At 62.6% G+C, this 17,347-nt stretch carries 15 protein-coding genes; all 15 read left to right on the forward strand.

The annotated features are described in order from the left end of the window. The first annotated feature begins 1 nt into the window (after nt 1). The 15 genes from CER19_RS19830 (at nt 2) to mdcH (ending at nt 17,331) form a co-directional block, all read left to right on the forward strand. The gene (locus tag CER19_RS19830; RefSeq protein WP_116667666.1) at nt 2-526 is read left to right on the forward strand and encodes a chemotaxis protein CheW; all 525 of its coding nucleotides are present in this window, start codon (nt 2-4) and stop codon (nt 524-526) included. Then, the gene (locus tag CER19_RS19835) at nt 523-2,574 is read left to right on the forward strand and encodes a methyl-accepting chemotaxis protein (RefSeq protein ID WP_116667667.1); all 2,052 of its coding nucleotides are present in this window, start codon (nt 523-525) and stop codon (nt 2,572-2,574) included. The genes CER19_RS19830 and CER19_RS19835 overlap by 4 nt, the downstream gene beginning before the upstream one ends. A gap of 175 nt (nt 2,575-2,749) precedes the next feature. After that, nucleotides 2,750-8,569 (forward strand): Hpt domain-containing protein, encoded by a 5,820-nt coding sequence (locus CER19_RS19840; protein WP_116667668.1) that lies wholly within the window; start codon nt 2,750-2,752, stop codon nt 8,567-8,569. Continuing rightward, nucleotides 8,562-9,017 (forward strand): chemotaxis protein CheW, encoded by a 456-nt coding sequence (locus CER19_RS19845; RefSeq protein ID WP_003195048.1) that lies wholly within the window; start codon nt 8,562-8,564, stop codon nt 9,015-9,017. The genes CER19_RS19840 and CER19_RS19845 overlap by 8 nt, the downstream gene beginning before the upstream one ends. A gap of 240 nt (nt 9,018-9,257) precedes the next feature. Continuing rightward, nucleotides 9,258-9,641 (forward strand): polymorphic toxin type 44 domain-containing protein, encoded by a 384-nt coding sequence (locus CER19_RS19850; protein WP_044269533.1) that lies wholly within the window; start codon nt 9,258-9,260, stop codon nt 9,639-9,641. Next, on the forward strand, nt 9,619-10,038 hold the full coding sequence (locus CER19_RS19855; protein ID WP_116667669.1) for a hypothetical protein: 420 nt from the start codon (nt 9,619-9,621) through the stop codon (nt 10,036-10,038). Before CER19_RS19850 ends, CER19_RS19855 begins: the two co-directional genes overlap by 23 nt. Nucleotides 10,039-10,236: 198 nt before the next feature. Then, nucleotides 10,237-10,476, forward strand: coding sequence for a DUF6124 family protein (locus tag CER19_RS19860; protein WP_116667670.1), 240 nt, complete (start codon nt 10,237-10,239; stop codon nt 10,474-10,476). Between the two features lie 157 nt (nt 10,477-10,633). Then, complete coding sequence (locus CER19_RS19865) at nt 10,634-11,356, forward strand: hypothetical protein (RefSeq protein ID WP_133298346.1); 723 nt, start codon at nt 10,634-10,636, stop codon at nt 11,354-11,356. An 83-nt stretch (nt 11,357-11,439) separates the two neighbouring features. Further along, the gene (mdcA, locus tag CER19_RS19870) at nt 11,440-13,110 is read left to right on the forward strand and encodes a malonate decarboxylase subunit alpha (RefSeq protein WP_116667672.1); all 1,671 of its coding nucleotides are present in this window, start codon (nt 11,440-11,442) and stop codon (nt 13,108-13,110) included. Continuing rightward, the gene (locus tag CER19_RS19875; RefSeq protein ID WP_116667673.1) at nt 13,111-13,944 is read left to right on the forward strand and encodes a triphosphoribosyl-dephospho-CoA synthase; all 834 of its coding nucleotides are present in this window, start codon (nt 13,111-13,113) and stop codon (nt 13,942-13,944) included. It begins immediately after the preceding gene. Then, complete coding sequence (locus tag CER19_RS19880) at nt 13,944-14,243, forward strand: malonate decarboxylase subunit delta (RefSeq protein ID WP_116667674.1); 300 nt, start codon at nt 13,944-13,946, stop codon at nt 14,241-14,243. The genes CER19_RS19875 and CER19_RS19880 overlap by 1 nt, the downstream gene beginning before the upstream one ends. Next, entirely contained in the window at nt 14,236-15,078 is an 843-nt protein-coding gene (locus CER19_RS19885) for a biotin-independent malonate decarboxylase subunit beta (RefSeq protein WP_116667675.1), read from the forward strand. The genes CER19_RS19880 and CER19_RS19885 overlap by 8 nt, the downstream gene beginning before the upstream one ends. Next, complete coding sequence (gene mdcE / locus CER19_RS19890) at nt 15,075-15,845, forward strand: biotin-independent malonate decarboxylase subunit gamma (RefSeq protein WP_116667676.1); 771 nt, start codon at nt 15,075-15,077, stop codon at nt 15,843-15,845. Before CER19_RS19885 ends, mdcE begins: the two co-directional genes overlap by 4 nt. After that, the gene (locus tag CER19_RS19895) at nt 15,839-16,435 is read left to right on the forward strand and encodes a malonate decarboxylase holo-ACP synthase (RefSeq protein ID WP_116667677.1); all 597 of its coding nucleotides are present in this window, start codon (nt 15,839-15,841) and stop codon (nt 16,433-16,435) included. Before mdcE ends, CER19_RS19895 begins: the two co-directional genes overlap by 7 nt. Then, nucleotides 16,432-17,331 carry a malonate decarboxylase subunit epsilon gene (gene mdcH, locus CER19_RS19900; protein ID WP_116667678.1) on the forward strand — a complete coding sequence of 300 codons (900 nt, stop codon included), beginning with the start codon at nt 16,432-16,434 and terminating at the stop codon, nt 17,329-17,331. The genes CER19_RS19895 and mdcH overlap by 4 nt, the downstream gene beginning before the upstream one ends. Nucleotides 17,332-17,347: the final 16 nt, after the last annotated feature.

Consider the following 17,347-nt stretch of genomic DNA (forward strand, 5'->3'; position numbering starts at 1 on the left):
CATGACCGAGTCGCAAACCGCCTTCGAGCTGCTGCTGGACATCGACCGCCGCTGCCGCTTGCTGGCCGCGGACCTGCCGTCCCAGGAAACGCGCCTGCAACGCTGGAGCGGCATCGCTTTTCGCGTAGGGGAAAACGCCTACGTGGCGCCCATGGGCGAAGTCGCCGAGGTGTTGCATGAGCCGCGCTGCACCTTGATGCCGGGAGTCAAGCCCTGGGTCAAGGGCGTGGCCAACTTGCGCGGGCGCTTGCTGCCGGTGATGGACCTGGGCGGCTTCCTGGGCCTTGAGTTGTCCAGGGTGCGTAAGCAACGGCGGGTGCTGGTGGTGGAGTTCAACGACCTGTTTGTCGGGCTGCTGGTAGACGAGGTGGTAGGCATGCAGCATTTCCCATTGGACGCCTGGGTGGCGAGCGCCGCCTCGAGCGCGCCGTTTATTCAGGGCCAGTTCGACGGCGACCCTCAGTGGCAAGTCTTCAGCCCCTTCGCCCTGGCCCAGGCCCCTGGCTTCATGGATGTTGCCGCATGAGCACCGCTACCACGCCCAAACCCCAGGCCGCTTCGCGCAGCCGTTCGCAGATCATCGTGCTGTTTATCGCCTTGATCGTGTTCATCATGTTGCTGTTCGCCAACTTCGCGTACCTCAACACCCAGTCCACCTACGATAAACAGTACATCGGCCACGCCGGTGAGCTGCGCGTGCTGTCCCAGCGCATTGCCAAGAACGCCACCGAGGCCGCTGCCGGAAAAGCGGCGGCGTTCAAGCTGCTGGGCGATGCGCGCAACGATTTTGCCCAGCGCTGGGGCTACCTGAAAAAAGGTGACCCGCAAACCGGCTTGCCGGCGGCGCCCAGTGCGGTGCGCGCCGAAATGCGGGCGGTGCAGACCGACTGGGAGGCGTTGCTGAAAAACACCGACGCCATCCTGGCCAGCGAGCAGACCGTATTGTCGTTGCACCAGGTGGCGGCGACCCTGGCCGAAACCGTGCCGCAACTGCAGATCGAGTCGGAAAAGGTCGTGGATATCCTGCTGCAACGCGGCGCCCCGGCCAGCCAAGTTGCCTTGGCCCAACGCCAATCGCTGCTGGCCGAACGTATCTTGGGTGCGGTCAACACTGTGCTGGCGGGGGATGAAACCGCCGTGCAGGCCGCCGATGCCTTCGGTCGCGATGCCAACCGTTTTGGCGTGGTGCTCAATGGCATGCTCAACGGCAACCCGGGGCTGCGTATCACCCAGGTCGAAGACCCGGATGCCCGGGCGCGGCTGGCGGACATCGCCGAGCTGTTCGAATTTGTCTCCGGCTCCGTGGATGAAATTCTCGAGACCTCGCCGCAGTTGTTCCAGGTGCGCGCCTCGGCGAGCAATATTTTCAACCTGTCACAAACCCTGCTCGATGAAGCCTCGCACCTGGCCACCGGTTTTGAAAACCTCGCCAGCGGGCGCAGCTTCGACACCATCGGCGGTTACGTGCTGGGCTTGCTGGCGCTGGCCTCGATCATCCTGATCGGCCTGGTCATGGTGCGCGAGACCAACCGCCAACTGCATGAAACCGCACAGAAGAACGAGCGCAACCAGAACGCGATCATGCGCCTGCTGGATGAAATCGAAGACCTGGCCGACGGCGACCTTACCGTCACCGCCTCGGTCACCGAAGACTTCACCGGTACCATCGCAGACTCCATCAACTATTCGGTGGGCCAACTGCGCGATCTGGTCGCCACCATCAACCTCACTGCCGGGCAGGTCGCCGGTGCGGTGCAGGACACCCAGGCCACCGCCATGCACCTGGCCCAGGCGTCGGGGCATCAGGCCCAGCAGATTGCCGAAGCGTCCACGGCAATCAACCAGATGGCGCAGTCCATCGACCAGGTGTCGGCCAACGCGGCCGAATCCTCGGCAGTGGCTGAGCGCTCGGTGGAGATCGCCAACAAAGGCAACGAGGTGGTGCACAACACCATCCACGGCATGGACAACATTCGCGAGCAGATCCAGGACACCGCCAAGCGCATCAAGCGTTTGGGCGAGTCGTCCCAGGAAATTGGCGACATCATCAGCCTGATCGACGACATCGCCGACCAGACCAATATCCTCGCCCTCAACGCCGCGATCCAGGCCAGCATGGCCGGTGACGCCGGGCGCGGCTTTGCGGTGGTGGCCGATGAAGTGCAACGGCTGGCCGAGCGCTCCTCGGCGGCCACCCGGCAGATCGAAACCCTGGTGCGCACCATTCAGGCCGACACCAACGAAGCAGTGATCTCCATGGAGCAGACCACCACCGAAGTGGTACGCGGTGCGCGCCTGGCCCAGGACGCCGGGGTGGCGCTGGAAGAGATCGAAGGCGTGTCCAAAACCCTGGCGGCGCTGATCCAGAGTATTTCCAACGCGGCGCAGCAACAGACCTCATCGGCGGGGCAGATTTCCCTGACCATGAACGTGATCCAGCAGATCACCACCCAGACTTCGTCGGGTTCCACCGCCACCGCCGAAAGCATTGGTAACCTGGCGAAGATGGCCAGCCAGTTGCGCAGGTCGGTGTCGGGTTTCACCTTGCCGCCGCCCAAGCAGGTCGATGATTGAAATACGACCTGAAGAACGCCACAGTCCAATGGTGGGAGCTGGCTTGCCTGCGATAGCGGTCTGTCAAATACAGATGTATTGCTGACCCGCCGCTATCGCAGGCAAGCCAGCTCCCACATTGGATCTCCATTGTTTGTGAGATACCAGCAACTCATGAGTTCTAAGCGGAGCAGTTATGGTTGATCGGCACGACTATGTGGCCCTCGAATGGGTCAAGGGCGATATTGCCGAAACCCTGAAACAGGCCCGTTCGGCCCTGGACGCGTACGTTGAAACCCATGACGACGATGCCCTCAACGAATGCCTGGCCGGTATCCACCAGGTACATGGCGCGCTGCAAATGGTCGAGTTCTACGGCGCGGCGCTGCTGGCCGAAGAGATCGAGGAACTGGCCCTTGCGCTACAGGCCGGGCACGTTGGCCAACGCGATGAAAGTATCCGCCTGCTGCAACAAGCCCTTGGCCAACTGCCGCTGTACCTCGACCGCGTGCACAGTGCCCGCCGAGACTTGCCGCTGGTGGTGCTACCGCTGCTCAACGACCTGCGCAGCGCCCGGGGTGAGAGCCTGCTATCGGAAACCAGCCTGTTCAGCCCGCAACTGCTATCGATCGAGCCGTTGCCTGAGCAAGCCCTGGCCCAACGTGCAACGGCGGATCTGCATGAACAGTTGCGCCAATGGCGCCACCTGCTGCAACAAGCCCTCGCCGGGTTGCTGCGTGAAGACCACGGCCCCAGCAACCTGGAAGACATGGCACGGGTGTTCGCACGCCTTGAAGCGCTGTGCCAGGGTGCGCCGCTGCTGCCGTTGTGGCAGGTCACCTCGGCGCTGGTCGAAGGCATGCTCACCGGCGTGGTCGCCAACAGCCCGGCGTTGCGCAGCCTGCTCAAGGCCAGCGACAAGCAACTCAAGCGCTTGCTGGTTCAAGGCATCAATGGCATCAACCAGCCGGCGCCGGACGAGTTGCTCAAGAGCCTGTTGTTCTACGTCGCCAAAGTCACCCGGCCGACGCCGCGCATGCAAAGCCTGAAGGAACGCTACGGCTTGGACGAAGCCTTGCCCGACAGCGCCGTGGTCGACGCTGAGCGTGCACGGCTGGCCGGGCCGGATCGCAATGCCATGGGCTCGGTGCTCGGGGCGTTGTGTGAGGAGCTGGTGCGGGTCAAGGAGCGCCTGGATCTGTTCGTGCGCAGTGATCGCCAGCACACCCAAGACCTCGACCCATTGCTGGCGCCGTTGCGGCAGATCGCCGATACCCTTGCGGTACTGGGTTTCGGCCAGCCGCGCAAAGTGATCATCGACCAACTCGCGGTGGTGTTGAGCCTGGTCCAGGGGCAGCGCGAACCCAATGACGCGGTGTTGATGGATGTGGCCGGCGCGTTGCTCTATGTCGAAGCGACGTTGGCCGGGATGATCGGCACCGTCGAACCGCAAAGCCGTGAAGACAGCCGCTTGCCCACCACCGACCTAACCCAGATCCATCAGTTGGTGATTCGCGAGTCGTGCCAGTGCCTGCGTCAAGCCAAGGAACTGGTGATCGACTGCATCGAAGCCGACTGGGACCGTCAGCGCCTGGAGTCCTTGCCCGAGCTGTTGAGCCAGGTGCGCGGTGCCCTGGCGATGATTCCCTTGCCGCGCGCCGCAAGTTTGATGCGCGGTTGCACCGATTACGTCGACGAGCAGTTGATGATCAACGAGGCCGCCCCTTCGGCGACACAACTGGCGCATTTCGCCGAGGTGGTCAGCAGCCTGGAGTACTACCTCGAACGCATGCTTGAAGACTCCGATGCAGCAGGGGAAAAAGTCCTGGAGCTGGCCACCCAGGGCTTGAGTGCATTGGGCTACCTGCCGATGGAAAAACCCTGGCGCCAGGCCCTGGCCGCGCCCGAGGGTGCACTGTCTACCGAGGCTGCGCCGAACCAATCCCAGTTCGATGCGTTGGCCAGCCCTGCATCACGTCTCAACCCTCCGGCCTTGCAGCGTCCAGGCAGCCTGTTGCCGCCGCCGGCCGGTGAAGAACCGATTGACGATGAACTGCGCGACGTCTTCCTTGAAGAAACCGATGAAGTCCTCGACGTGTTGCATCGCTACCTGCCCGACAGCGCGGACAAAACCGCCCAGGGCGAAATGCGCCGCGCCTTCCATACCCTCAAGGGCAGTGGCCGGATGGTGCGCGCCCTGGTGCTGGCCGAGCTGGCCTGGGCCGTGGAGAACCTACTCAATCGCGTGCTGGAACACAGCGTAGTCCTTGGCCCTGAGGTGCAGCAGGTGTTGGATGAGGCCGTGGCCCTGCTGCCGGAGCTGATCGCCGATTTTGCCAGCGACGACCAACGCCAGCGCGATGAAGTCGATGCCTTGGCCGCCCGTGCCCACGCCCTGGCCAGTGGCGCTGCAACGTCGGCCACCGAGCCCCATGACCCGCTGCTGCTGGAGATCTTCCGCAACGAAGCCCAGGGCCATCTGGACAGCCTCGACCACTTCCTGCAACAGGCCGCCGAGCAGGTGCCGTTGCAGGTCAGCGATGAACTGCAACGCGCCTTGCACACCCTCAAGGGCAGTGCCTACATGGCCGGCGTGTTGCCCATCGCTGAACTGGCGTGCCCGCTGGATCACCTCACCCGTGAGTACAAGGCCCACCGTGTGCCGCTGGACAAGGACGAAGTGGCGTTGTTGCTTGAAGCACAAGGGCTGTTCCAGCGCGGGGTGCGTGACCTGGACAACAATCCCCTGGCGCCGATCCACGGCGCTGCCAGCGTGATCAGCAGCACCCAACACCTGCTGGAGCATCAACTTGCCGCCTTGCTCGACGCTCCCACGACTGGCCTGCGCGTCAAGCGTGACCCGCACTTGATCACCAACTTCCTGGCCCAGGGCATGGACATCCTGCTCGACGCCGAAAGCCTGCTGCGCCGCTGGCAGCAACACCCCGGCGACCGTCAGGAGCTCACGGCGTTGCTGGACGAACTGACCACCCTGGGCGAGAGCGCGCACCTTGCCGACCTGCATCCTATCGACGCGTTGTGCGAAGCCTTGCTCGACCTGTATGGCGCGGTGGAGGAAAGCAGCCTGGCGGTCAGCGCCCGCTTCTTCCACGAGGCCGAACAGGCCCATGACGCGCTGATCAACATGCTCGACCAGTTGGCCGCCGGCCAGGAAATTAGCCCCGCGCCCGCACGGCTGCAGGCGTTGCGCGCGTTGCTGGACGAAGCCTTGGACCCGTCCGCCACGGGCCTTATCAAAAGCGACGGCAGCCGCGCCCTGAGTATCTCCGAGTTGGGCGCGGCCACCGCGCAGTTGGATCACGCCACCGCGATGGACGACGAGATTGTCGAGATCTTCCTTGAGGAGGCCGTAGACATCCTCGACAGCGCCGGCCAGTCGCTCAAGCGCTGGTTACTGGAACCCGACAGCGCTGCGCCCTTGTCCTCGTTGCAGCGAGATCTGCACACCCTCAAGGGCGGCGCGCGCATGGCCGAAATCGACCCGGTGGGCGACTTGGCCCAGGAGCTGGAATGCGTTTATGAGGGGCTGGTGGATCGCCGCTATAGCTATTCTGTCGAGCTGTCCCAGGCACTGATGGCCAGCCACGAACGCTTGGCCCAACAGTTGGACGAACTGCAACAGCAGCAACCCTTGAGTGACGGTGCCGAACTGGTCGAAAGGTTGCGGGAATTGCGCCAGGCCAGCAGCCCGGCAGCTCCGGCTGCGGTGGCGCCAGCGTCGGGTGCCGACCCGGAGTTGCTGGATATCTTCCTCGAAGAAGCCGCCGATATCCTCGACAGCTCCGGCAGCGCGCTCCTGCGCTGGCAGGCCGAACCGGGCAGTCGCCAGGAAGTGGAAACCCTGCTGCGGGACCTGCACACCCTCAAGGGTGGTGCACGCATGGTCGAGATCGGGCCGATCGGCGATCTGGCCCATGAGCTGGAATTTCTCTACGAAGGGCTGTCCGCCGGTTTGCTCGCGCCGACCCCTGAACTGTTCGCACTGCTGCAAGGCTGCCATGACCGCCTGGCGCAGATGATCGACGCCGTGGCCGAGGGGTTGCCGGTGGGTTCGGTGGATAAACTCATCGAGCGCATCAAGAGCCTGGTGCACCCCAGTGATGAGCCGGTCACACCGGTGGCGCTGCCGGCTGGCAAGGCCGAAGCGGTCGCCGACCCGGCTGCCGACATGGTGAAAATCTCCGCCGACTTGCTTGATGACCTGGTCAACCTGGCCGGCGAAACCTCGATCTTCCGTGGGCGTATCGAGCAGCAAGTCAAGGATGCGCGCATTGCCTTGAGTGAGATGGAAACCACCATCGAGCGCATGCGCGACCAACTGCGCCGGCTCGACAGCGAAACCCAGGGCCGCCTCTTGAGCCGCCAGCAAGCCGAGGCCGAACGCCTGGGCTACGAAGAATTCGACCCGCTGGAAATGGACCGCCACTCGCAGCTGCAACAGCTGGCCCGTGCGCTGTCCGAATCTGCCTCCGACCTGCTCGACCTCAAGGACACCCTTGAGCGCCGCAACCAGGATGCCCACACCCTGCTGCAGCAACAGGCACGCATCAACACCCAATTGCAGGAAGGCCTGATGCGCACGCGCATGGTGCCTTTCGAGCGCATGTTGCCACGCCTCAAGCGCATCGTGCGGCAAGTGGCGGGCGAGTTGGGCAAGGACGTGGAGTTTATCGTCGGCAATGCCGAAGGCGAGATGGACCGCAATGTGCTGGAACGCATGGCGGCCCCCCTGGAGCATATGCTGCGCAACGCCGTCGACCACGGCCTGGAATCGCGCGAAGTGCGGCTGGCTGCGGGTAAACCGCAGAAGGGCCGCATCACCCTGGACCTGACCCACGAAGGCGGCGACATCGTCTTCGACATGCGCGACGACGGCGCCGGCGTGCCCCTTGACGCGGTGCGGCGCAAGGCGATCAAGCGCGGCTTGCTCGCGCCCCATCAAGAGATCAGCGACCGTGATGTGTTGCAGTTCATCCTGCAACCGGGCTTTTCCACCGCCGAAAAAATCACCCAGATTTCCGGGCGCGGCGTGGGCATGGACGTGGTGCATGAAGAAGTGCGCCAGCTCGGCGGCTCCATGGTGATCGACTCGACGCCGGGCATGGGCGTGCATTTTCGCATTCGCCTGCCGTTTACCGTGTCGGTCAATCGTGCGCTGATGGTGCACTGCGCCGACGACCAATACGCGATCCCTCTCAACACCATCGAAGGCCTGGTGCGCGTGCTGCCCCACGAGTTGGCGGGGCACTACCAGCAAGACCCAGCGCACTATGAATATGGCGGCCAGCGCTACGAGTTGTTCTACCTCGGCGACCTGCTGCACACCGCCAGCCGCCCGAAACTGCTGGGCCAGTACCAGCCGGTGCCGGTGCTGCTGGTGCACTGCAATGAACGCCGCGTGGCGGTGCACGTGGATGCCATGGCCGGTACCCGCGAGATCGTGGTCAAGGGCCTGGGGCCGCAGTTCTCCGGGGTGCAGGGCGTGACCGGCGCGACCATCCTGGGCGACGGCCATGTGGTGCTGATTATCGACCTGCTGGCGCACATCCGCGCCCGACAACCGGCCTTGCCGGCCCAGGCGGTGGATGCGCCGCTGATCCTCAACGACCCACTGAAAAAACGCCCGCTGCTGGTGCTGGTGGTGGACGATTCGGTCACCGTGCGCAAAGTCACCAGCCGCCTGCTGGAGCGCAACGGCATGAACGTGCTCACCGCCAAGGACGGTATCGACGCCCTCGCCATCCTGGAAGAACACACCCCGGACCTGATGCTGCTCGACATCGAAATGCCGCGTATGGACGGCTTCGAAGTGGCCATCCAGATACGCAACGACCCACGCCTGATGCGCTTGCCGATCATCATGATCACCTCACGCACCGGCCAGAAACACCGCGACCGCGCCATGGCCATTGGCGTCAACGACTACCTCGGCAAGCCGTACCAAGAGTCGGTGCTGCTGGAAAGCATCGCCTACTGGAGCAAGTCCCATGCTTGAGCACCGCACCAGCCAACTCACCGGCCTGCTACTGCCCTTGGCCGACCGCCATCTGGTGCTGCCCAACGTTGCAGTGGCCGAACTGATCGACTTCCAGCGCGGCGAACCGGCCAGCGATGCACCGCCGTGGTATCTGCGGCAAGTGACCTGGCGCGATCGGCAAATTCCGTTGATCAGCTTTGAGGCGGCCTGCGGCGAAGCCAGCATGACGGGCGAACGCTCACGCATCGTGGTGTTGAATGCACTGGGGGGGCGGCCGACATTGAAATTCATTGCACTGGTGATCCAGGGTATTCCCCGCTCGTACAAGCTCGATAGCGAATTGAGCTACGTGGACGTGCCGCTTTGCCCGCTGGAACTGGCGGCGGTGCAAGTGGGCGAGCAGGTGGCGAAGGTGCCGGACTTGATGGGGCTTGAAGCGCTGCTGGTAGAGTCCGGCCTGGCCTGACTGATCGTTCCCACGCTCCGCGTGGGAATGCCGCCGGGGACGCTCCGCGTCCCGCCAGTCAGAACAAGGGCGACGCAGAGCGCCACAGGATGCATGCCCACGCGGAGCGTGGGAACGATCAGTTATGTCGGAATAGGGTGGAGTTGCTGTAGGCGAGTTCTGAATTTGGAATAGGCGGGTTTTCAGGCCGTAGTGCAGTGGCTAGTTTCTGCACTCCTCACTGCCAGCAAGGACTCGCAAATGGCCGTACCGTTAATGCCGCCCGGTGTTTCAATTCTTGAAAACATGGCGATATCCAACTGCAAACGCATTCATCTCAAGCCCGGCTCGGCATTCGCCTATTCCTGGTTTTACTCCCAGGTCCGTGCGGCCGGCCCTTGGAACTACAAGAAGCAGGGGCGTCAGTACGAAGCTTTTGGTAACTTCAATTACGGTGCCACGGGCACGGTGCTGGGCATTCCCGAAAATGTGTTGCTGCGAGCCGCCGGTGTGGCTCAAACCGTCGCCAGAACGACTCGTCCGGATTTTGGATCATGGTGGGGCGGTGAGCCTTTTGGTGACGATCCACGGGACCAATATTGGATAAGAAGAGGTATCGAATATGCCATTTCGCAAGGCCACTAAGCGCCTCATACCTGTTCTGCGTAATTGCCTGCTTGTGATCTGCCTGATCTATATCGGCGGCAGTTGGGTTCTGTCGCCCGGAACACCGGACCTGGATGAAGTGGTGTTGAAGCATTCCCTGGGCAACGGTATGTCGATCTATGGTGCGCGAGATGGCCAAGGTGGCGCGACGGTGGGGTTTTCCTACAGGTACTACGTGCATAAGGATTTGGGAAGTGATCAGGAAATACTCAGCGCATTAGTGTCTGCACCTCCTTTTCTCAAAACAAAAGAGCCAGATGTTCAAGTCAATAATGTGGGTGGCGCCCTGCATCTGGTTATTCAGGGAGAAGTGTATGAGTACCACAGTTATGCGTTGGAGGGCCTGGGGAAGGTCAAGGTGATGATGGTGTTGTGATGGGCTGGCGCTCAGATTTTTCCTGCAAGCGGGCGTTTTTTATGCCTGCCGTACTCGTTATGGCGGCTGTGCGTGGGAGAATCTTCGGAATCTGCCGGGGTCCGATATGCCCGGTCTTGCACACCTGCGCACGGCTGCCACCTTATCCGCGTGCAAGCGGAAGAGGGCAGCCTCCATCACATATCGGAGCTGTAAATCATGGTCAAACCTACGCCCAATCCACCCCTCTTCACCGTAAAAGTCCACCAACACACCGAAACCTTACTGGTCAATGCCAGCGAAACCCTGTCCTCGCTCAATGCGCTCACCTGCAACCTGGCCTTCGACCTGGACACTTCCCAGCGCGCCATCATGCTGGGGATTCAGCAAATGGCAGAGTTGGGGCAGTTGTTGGTCGATAGAGCGCTGGAGCAAGTCAGCCCGTCGCCAACAACCTGAAACGGTCCCAAAAAGGGACTGATCATTCCCTCTTTGGGACCGCTATCTAACCAACACCACCGACCCATGTGGGAGCAGGCAAGCCAGCTCCCACATCAAGCTTTATGTGCTACGGCCGATAAGGAGGAATCAGTTTTAGGGATGGAGTGATGTGGGCGTGATGGAATTTCTTGGCGCAGTAGGCAACAGTTTTTCATTTCTCTACAACATGGTTACCGGCGCTTTGATCTTATGGGTCCTGACAGTGACCGCAACAGCGTCCGCAGTCAGGTCATTGGCTGAGGGGCGTGGTGCGCTATGGGGGGCCATGATTTCCACTGTAGGTGCAGTGATTATCCTACTGCTTATCCAGTTGATCGGTGTTCCCGAAGACACAATTAATGTTTTAAACAACTTCATCATCATGACCCTTGGAGGGCTGGGGTCCGGTCTGCTGGCTGTTGCACTCGTGACAAAGCCGAACGCAGTCGAGGCGTTGAAGTTCAAACTGGCGTTGTTCAACATTCTTGATTACGCCTTTGTTTGGTTGGGGCTGTCCTCTCTGTCCATGATTTTTCTTTTCCTTATTTCGAAGCTCTCTGGCCGCATAGTGGCAACTGATCATGCGCTTGGAAGCATGCTTATTACCTTCTTGTTCACCTTTTTGAGCATTGTGCTGCTTGAGTGCCGTAACAAATTCGCTAAATGGGGAGAGTCGGTCGGACTGGGTCTATTCTTCTTACTACTTGTGCTCTTGGTGCTCTATATAGGGACGCTTGCCTCTGTATGGTCCAAGGCACCGGGTTGGATACTGACGTTAAATAGTCTGGTGGCTTGCTCGATATTGAGCACATCGATGTATTACCGCAGGCGTGGTGTTGCACCGTTACTCCAGCCGTAACGATCCAGCACCAAGCTTGATTGATGCCTCTCCACATTCCCTCCTAAGGTACAGCCCACGACAGCAAACCCCGTGGAGCGACCATGACAACAACCATCACCCCCGACTCGCGCTGGACGCGGCGGCGCGACGAGAAGCAGCGGCGGCTCGGGCTGGTCAAGAAATACGCAGACGGGGCGGTGTTGCCCAGTGACAAGATCGTCGAGGCCCTTGAAGCCTTGATCCTCCCCGGCGACCGCGTGGTGCTGGAGGGCAACAACCAGAAGCAGGCCGATTTCCTCTCGCGCTCCCTGGCCAAGGCTGACCCGACCAAGCTCCACGATTTGCACATGATCATGCCCAGCGTGGGGCGTTCCGAGCACCTGGACCTGTTTGAAAAGGGCATCGCCCGCAAGCTCGACTTCTCCTTCGCCGGCACCCAATCCCTGCGCATCAGCCAGTTGCTGGAAGACGGCCTGTTGGAAATCGGCGCGATCCACACCTACATCGAACTCTACGCACGGCTGGTGGTGGACCTGATCCCCAACGTGGTGCTCTCGGCGGGTTTCATGGCCGACCGCGCCGGCAACATCTACACCGGCGCCAGCACCGAAGACACGCCAGCACTGATCGAGCCTGCCGCCTTCAGCGATGGCATCGTCATCGTGCAGGTCAACCAGTTGGTGGATGACGTCACCGATTTGCCCCGCGTCGACATACCCGCAAGCTGGGTGGATTTCGTGGTGGTGGCCGACAAGCCGTTCTACATCGAACCGCTGTTCACCCGCGACCCACGTCATATCAAGCCGGTGCATGTGTTGATGGCGATGATGGCGATCCGTGGCATCTACGAAAAACACAATGTGCAGTCGCTCAACCATGGCATCGGCTTCAACACCGCTGCCATTGAATTGATCCTGCCCACCTACGGCGAATCCCTGGGCCTCAAAGGCAAGATCTGTCGCAACTGGACCCTCAACCCACACCCCACATTGATCCCGGCGATCGAAAGCGGTTGGGTAGAAAGTGTGCATTGCTTCGGCACCGAACTGGGCATGGAAAACTACATTGCCGCACGCCCGGATGTGTTCTTCACCGGCCGCGATGGCTCGATGCGCTCCAACCGCATGTTCTGCCAACTCGCCGGCCAATACGCCGTGGACCTGTTTATCGGCGCCACCCTGCAAGTGGACGGCGACGGGCATTCCAGCACCGTGACCCGTGGCCGCCTCGCCGGTTTCGGTGGCGCGCCGAACATGGGCCACGACCCACGCGGCCGCCGCCATGGCACGCTGGCCTGGTTGGATATGCGCCACGACGATGCGCCCGAGGCCTTGCTGGAGCGTGGCAAAAAACTCGTTGTGCAAATGGTCGAGACGTTCCAAGAGGGCGGCAAACCCACCTTCGTCGACACCCTGGACGCGGTGGAAGTGGCCCGCAAAAGCGGCATGCCCCTGGCGCCAATCATGATCTACGGCGACGACGTCACCCACTTGCTCACCGAAGAAGGCATCGCCTACCTGTACAAGGCGCGCTCCCTGGAAGAACGCCAGGCAATGATCGCCGCCGTCGCCGGGGTCACCGCCATCGGTATGCGCCACAACCCCAAGGACACTGCGCGCATGCGCCGCGAAGGCTTGATTGCCTTGCCCGAAGACTTGGGTATTCGCCGAACCGACGCCACCCGCGAGTTGTTGGCCGCCAAGAGCGTGGCCGACCTGGTGGAGTGGTCCGGTGGCCTGTACAACCCGCCCGCCAAATTCAGGAGTTGGTAAATGCGCGCGCTCAAACAGCATGAACTGAGCCTGGCCGATCGCCTGGCGGATATGGCGGTCGATGCGCTGATCGACGAAGCGGATTTGTCGCCCAAACCCGCCTTGGTAGACCGGCGCGGCAACGGCGCCCACAGCGATTTGCACCTGGGGCTGATGCACGCCTCGGCGCTGTCGCTGTGGCCGATGTTCAAGGAAATGGCCGAGGCCGCGCTCGACATCGGCGAAGTCGGCCTGCCTCTGCGCGAAGCGCTCGGGCGTATTGGCCGGGAAGGCGAGCAGGCCATGCTCGCCACCACCCAGGGCGTGAACACTCATCGTGGTGCGATCTGGGCGCTGGGGTTGCTCACCGCCGCGGCGGCCTTGGAACCCCGCGCCATAACCCTGACTGCCGCCAAACTGGCGCTGCTCAACGACCACTTCGCCCCGCGGCCCATGAGCCATGGCGCCCAGGTCGCCCAGCGGTACGGCGCACGCGGTGCCCGTGAAGAAGCGCAGCTCGGCTTCCCTTCGGTGACTCAACGCGGCCTGCCGCAACTGCACAAGAGCCGCCGCGAAAACGCCGGTGAACAGAACGCCCGCCTGGATGCTTTGCTGGCGATCATGACGGACCTGGCGGACACCTGCGTGCTCTACCGCGCCGGTATCGAAGGCCTGGCCACCATGCAACAGGGCGCCCAGGCCGTGCTCGGCGCCGGTGGCAGCGCAACCCTGGCCGGACGCCGCCAATTGCATGAGCTGGACCTGCAACTGCTGGCCTTGAATGCCTCCCCCGGTGGCGCCGCCGACCTGTTGGCCGCCTGCCTGTTTATCGACCGCCTCGACGGAGCGTTGTGATGGAAACCTTATCCTTTGAATTCCCCGCCGGGCAGCCCCCCAAAGGCCGTGCGCTGGTGGGTTGCGTCGGCTCGGGCGACCTGGAAGTGCTGCTGGAACCGGGCACGCCCGGCACCTTGACCATCCAGGTGCAAACCTCGGTCAATGGCGCGCAGCAACGCTGGCAGCACCTGTTCGAACGCATCTTCCAGAAGCAGACGCCACCGGCCCTGAACATTGATATCCACGACTTCGGTGCCACGCCCGGTGTGGTGCGCTTGCGCCTGGAGCAAGGTTTCGAGGAGATCGGCCATGACTGACTTACTCGCTAAACACAGCTTTGTGGAACTCGGTGCCCGGCAGCGCGCCAAGGCGCTGTTGGATGCGGGCACCTTCCGCGAGTTGATCGACCCGTTCCAGCGGGTCATGTCGCCGTGGCTCAGCCGCCAAGGCGTGGTGCCCCAGGCCGATGACGGGGTGGTGATCGCCAAGGGCAGCCTCGGCGCCAAGCCTGTGGTGATTGCCGCGATCGAAGGCAACTTCCAGGGCGGCAGCCTGGGTGAAGTCGGCGGCGCGAAAATCGCGGGCGCCTTGGAACTGGCCGCCGACGACAACCGCAACGGCATTCCCACCTGCGCCGTGCTGCTGTTGGAAACCGGTGGTGTGCGTTTGCAGGAAGCCAACCTGGGCCTGGCCGCCATTGCCGACATTCACGCGGCGATTGTCGACCTGCGCCAGTACCAGCCGGTGATCGGCGTGGTGGCCGGCAGTGTCGGTTGCTTTGGGGGCATGTCCATCGCGGCTGGCTTGTGCAGTTACCTGGTGGTCACTCGCGAAGCACGCCTGGGCTTGAATGGCCCGCAGGTGATCGAGCAGGAGGCTGGCCTGGAGGAATACGACTCCCGCGACCGCCCCTTTATCTGGAGCCTTACCGGTGGCGAGCAGCGCTTCAACAGCGGCTTGGCCGACCGTTATGTGGCGGACGATGTGGCGCAGATCCAGCAGACCGTCAGCGCACTGTTGCAGCAGGGTGTGCCCGCACAACAACGCAGCCGGCGCGCTGATTTCTACTTGGCGCGCCTGGCCGAACTGGACGCCACAGCGCAGATCGAGCCCGCTGCGGTTCGCGCGCTGTATCAGGGAGAACGCTCATGAGAGGGTTGCAGTGGTTCAACGCATTGAGCGTCGGCGCGACACTCGTAGAGGGCTTGCCGGACTCATTGAAAGTCGCAGACGGCGTATTGGGTGAACAGGCGGTGCGCTTTATCGCGGTGGTCACCGACCCGAATAACCGCTTCCCGCGTGCGCGCAATGGCGAAGTCGGTTTGCTGGAAGGTTGGGGGCTGGCCAAGGCCGTCGATGAAGCCATCGCGACGGGTGACAAGCGCCCCATCATCGCCATCGTCGATGTGCCCAGCCAAGCCTATGGCCGTCGTGAAGAAGCCCTCGGCATCCACCAGGCCCTTGCCGCTGCTGCAGACAGCTACGCTCGCGCACGCCTGGCCGGCCACCCGGTGATTGCACTGCTGGTGGGCAAGGCCATGTCCGGTGCGTTTCTGGCCCACGGTTACCAGGCTAATCGCTTGATTGCCCTGCGTGATCCCGGCGTGATGGTGCACGCCATGGGCAAGGCTTCGGCCGCACGGGTGACGCTGCGCAGCGTCGAAGAACTCGAAGCCCTGGCCGCCAGCGTGCCGCCGATGGCCTATGACATCGACAGCTATGCCAGCCTGGGTTTGCTCTGGGAGACCTTGTCGGTGAGCCAGATTGAACAGCCGACGCCGGACGATGTGGTACGGGTCAGCGATTGCCTGGTGCATGCGATCAAAGATGTCGCGCAGCCTGATTTAAAAGGACGACTTGGTGCGACTAACCGCGCCGCCTCAAGCCACGTACGCCAACTGCTGCGGGAACAATGGTGAACGCCCACGATTTGCTCTGGGGCATGACCCCCGCGCATCTGCCCGCTGGCGCTCCGGCCTGGGCGCGGGACGCGCTGAGAGCCGGTCATCCAGTAGTGGTGCGGCGTGCCATTACCGAAGCGGGTCACGTGGCGGTTGGCGTACGTGGGCGTCTACGTGAGCAGCGTTATGGGGCGGTGATGCCTGTTGCTGCGGTGCAACGGCGCGTGGCGCCCGAAGAATTGCGCCAGGTGATCTCGCCACGGGATTTACCGGCGCTACGGGCGCTCCATCAACTGCGGCCAGTGTTGGCGCAGTATCACTGGGGCGTCAGCGGCAGCGCCGGATTTGAATTGGCGAGCGGCGTCGAAGCGTTGCATGCCATGAGTGACCTGGATTTGATCCTGCGCACCCCCGAACCGCTTGATCGCAACGCGGCGCGTGCATTGCTGGCGAAATTCGACACCGCACCGTGCGCCGTGGACCTGCAACTGCAAACCCCGTTTGGCGCCGTCGCCTTGCGCGAATGGGCCGGCGGATCTCGTCGTGTGCTGCTCAAAACCAGCAGTGGCGCGCACCTTGTACCCGACCCTTGGCAGGCTGTGGCATGAGCAGCCTCCTGGTGTTTCCGGGGCAGGGCGCCCAGCGCGTGGGCATGCTCCAGGCGCTATCGGCCGAGGTTCTGGAAGAAGCCAGTGATGCCTTGGGTGAAGATGTTCGTCGGCTCGATTCGGCGCAAGCCTTGGCGAGCACGCGTGCGGTGCAACTGTGCCTGCTGATCGTCGGCGTTGCCCATGCCCAGCAGTTGCGCCATACGCCTGACTACGTGGCGGGCCTGTCCATCGGCGCTTACCCGGCCGCCGTCATCGCCGGCGCCCTGGACTTCGCTGATGCGCTGAAACTGGTCAGCCTGCGTGGCGAGCTGATGCAACAGGCTTATCCACAGGGCTACGGCATGACCGCCCTGATCGGCCCCGATTTATCCACGGTTGAAGCCTTGCTTGCAGATATCCACAGCGCTGCAACTCCGGTGTATCTGGCCAATATCAACGCCGACAACCAGACCGTGATCGCCGGCAGCAATGCGGCGATGCAGCGTGTCGCCGAGCGCATCAAAGGCAGCGGCATCGCCAAGCGTCTTGCAGTGAGCGTGCCGTCCCACTGTGCGCTGTTGGAAGCGCCGGCCAAGGTGCTTGCCCAAGCGTTCGTGCCACTCAAGGCGCCGCGCATCACCTACCTGAGCAGCACGCGCGCGCGACCTATCCACAACCCTGAGCAACTGCGCGATGACCTGGCCTTCAACATGTGCCGCGTTGTCGATTGGCGCGGCACTGTGCAAAGCGCCTACGAGCGCGGTGTGCGCCTGCAGATCGAACTGCCTCCGGGCGCGGTGCTCACCGGTCTGTCACGCCGTGTTTTTGAACAAGGCACGGTGATCGCCTGCGAAGGCGCCCGCCTGGACACCTTGCAGGCCCTGCTGCAAGAGGAGGAACGCCGCCACCGATAAAGCAATACCCAAGGCT

The organism is Pseudomonas sp. GL93 (genome assembly GCF_003408955.1).
Lineage (GTDB): Bacteria > Pseudomonadota > Gammaproteobacteria > Pseudomonadales > Pseudomonadaceae > Aquipseudomonas > Aquipseudomonas paracarnis.

Bases quoted from the DNA above. Each gene is read 5' to 3' on its own strand.
- CER19_RS19830 (WP_116667666.1), top strand. From the start codon at position 2: ATGACCGAGTCGCAAACCGCCTTCGAGCTGCTGCTGGACATCGACCGC.
- CER19_RS19835 (WP_116667667.1), top strand. From the start codon at position 523: ATGAGCACCGCTACCACGCCCAAACCCCAGGCCGCTTCGCGCAGCCGT.
- CER19_RS19840 (WP_116667668.1), top strand. From the start codon at position 2,750: ATGGTTGATCGGCACGACTATGTGGCCCTCGAATGGGTCAAGGGCGAT.
- CER19_RS19845 (WP_003195048.1), top strand. From the start codon at position 8,562: ATGCTTGAGCACCGCACCAGCCAACTCACCGGCCTGCTACTGCCCTTG.
- CER19_RS19850 (WP_044269533.1), top strand. From the start codon at position 9,258: ATGGCCGTACCGTTAATGCCGCCCGGTGTTTCAATTCTTGAAAACATG.
- CER19_RS19855 (WP_116667669.1), top strand. From the start codon at position 9,619: ATGCCATTTCGCAAGGCCACTAAGCGCCTCATACCTGTTCTGCGTAAT.
- CER19_RS19860 (WP_116667670.1), top strand. From the start codon at position 10,237: ATGGTCAAACCTACGCCCAATCCACCCCTCTTCACCGTAAAAGTCCAC.
- mdcA (WP_116667672.1), top strand. From the start codon at position 11,440: ATGACAACAACCATCACCCCCGACTCGCGCTGGACGCGGCGGCGCGAC.
- CER19_RS19875 (WP_116667673.1), top strand. From the start codon at position 13,111: ATGCGCGCGCTCAAACAGCATGAACTGAGCCTGGCCGATCGCCTGGCG.
- CER19_RS19880 (WP_116667674.1), top strand. From the start codon at position 13,944: ATGGAAACCTTATCCTTTGAATTCCCCGCCGGGCAGCCCCCCAAAGGC.
- CER19_RS19885 (WP_116667675.1), top strand. From the start codon at position 14,236: ATGACTGACTTACTCGCTAAACACAGCTTTGTGGAACTCGGTGCCCGG.
- mdcE (WP_116667676.1), top strand. From the start codon at position 15,075: ATGAGAGGGTTGCAGTGGTTCAACGCATTGAGCGTCGGCGCGACACTC.
- CER19_RS19895 (WP_116667677.1), top strand. From the start codon at position 15,839: ATGGTGAACGCCCACGATTTGCTCTGGGGCATGACCCCCGCGCATCTG.
- mdcH (WP_116667678.1), top strand. From the start codon at position 16,432: ATGAGCAGCCTCCTGGTGTTTCCGGGGCAGGGCGCCCAGCGCGTGGGC.